Origin of the sequence: Stenotrophomonas pictorum JCM 9942, assembly GCF_001310775.1 — a bacterium.
Taxonomy (GTDB): Bacteria; Pseudomonadota; Gammaproteobacteria; order Xanthomonadales; family Xanthomonadaceae; genus Stenotrophomonas; species Stenotrophomonas pictorum.
This window is the reverse complement of sequence record NZ_BAZI01000562.1, coordinates 1-1,352: the sequence shown is the minus strand read 5'-3', so window position 1 is coordinate 1,352 and position 1,352 is coordinate 1. Positions and strand designations below refer to the sequence as shown.

At 67.5% G+C, this 1,352-nt stretch carries 1 pseudogene; it reads left to right on the top strand.

Features of this window, described 5'->3' with window-relative positions:
• Positions 1-1,145, top strand: a pseudogene (gene mgtE / locus JCM9942_RS16050) (magnesium transporter); the annotation flags it as partial.
• Between the last annotated feature and the right edge of the window lie 207 nt (positions 1,146-1,352).

Sequence of the window (1,352 nt, the reverse complement as noted above, 5' to 3'; positions counted from 1 at the left end):
CGGCGGCGCTGCTGGGGGCTGATGGCCGACGACCGTGCCACCGATATCGTCCATGAGCTCGATGACAGCCACCGCGCGCGGCTGATCCCGTTGCTGGCGCCGGAAGCGCGCCACTCCATCCAGCTGCTGCTGGGCTACCCGCCCGACACCGCCGGCGCCTGATGACCACCGAATTTGTCGGCGTGCCGGCCGACTGGAGCGTGGCCCAGACCCTGCAACACATCCGCGAGGTGGAGCGCTCGCGCGAGACCGTCTATGCGATCTATGTGCTGGATCCGTCCAGCGGCCAGCTGCAGCAGGTGGTGACCCTGCGCCGGCTGATCACCGGCGCGCCGGACGCTTCGATTCTCAGTGTGGCCCAGCTCAATCCGCCGGTCACCGTCGATCCGCTGCTGGACCAGGAGGAAGTGGCGCGTCTGATCCGCCGCCATGACCTGCTGGCGATTCCGGTGGTGGATGCGCAGCGGCGGATGCTGGGCATCGTCACCGTCGATGACATCCTCGATGCGCTGATCGATGAATCCACCGAGGACGTACACAAGTTCGGCGGCGTCGAGGCGCTGGACAGGCCGTACATGCAGATCGGTTTTTTCGAGATGCTGCGCAAGCGCGCCGGCTGGCTGAGCGTGCTGTTCCTGGGCGAGATGCTCACCGCCAGCGCGATGCAGCACTACGAGCAGGAGTTGGCGCGCGCGGTAGTGCTTACCTTGTTCATCCCGCTGATCATGAGCTCCGGCGGCAACTCCGGCTCGCAGGCGACCTCGCTGCTGATCCGTTCGCTGGCACTGCGCGAGCTGCGTCTGCGCGACTGGTGGAAGGTGGCGCTGCGCGAGTTGCCCACCGGCATCGTGCTGGGCGGCATCCTGGGCGTGCTGGCGATCATCCGCATCAGCGTGTGGCAGCTCGGCGGGCTGCACGACTACGGCGAGCACTGGGGATTGCTGGCACTGACCATCGGCGCGGCGCTGGTGGGCATCGTCACCTTCGGCTCGCTGTCGGGCTCGATGCTGCCCTTCGCGCTCAAGCGGCTGGGCTTCGATCCGGCCAGTGCCTCGGCGCCGTTCGTGGCCACGCTGGTGGATGTGACCGGGCTGGTCATCTACTTCAGCATCGCGGCGCTGATCCTGCGCGGCACCCTGCTGTAACCGGGAAGATGCCGGCGGATGCGTGCGGATTTGATCGCACGCATGCCACTTGCACGCGTGGGCGTGTACCTTGGGGCCGGTTTCCGTTGTTGGCGCTGCGATGAGTACCTACCACCTGCAGACCGTGTTCCGTCCCCGTTCGGTGGCTGTTGTGGGGGGCAGCCCGCGCGAGCGCTCGGCCGGGCGCGCGGTGATCCGCAACCTGCG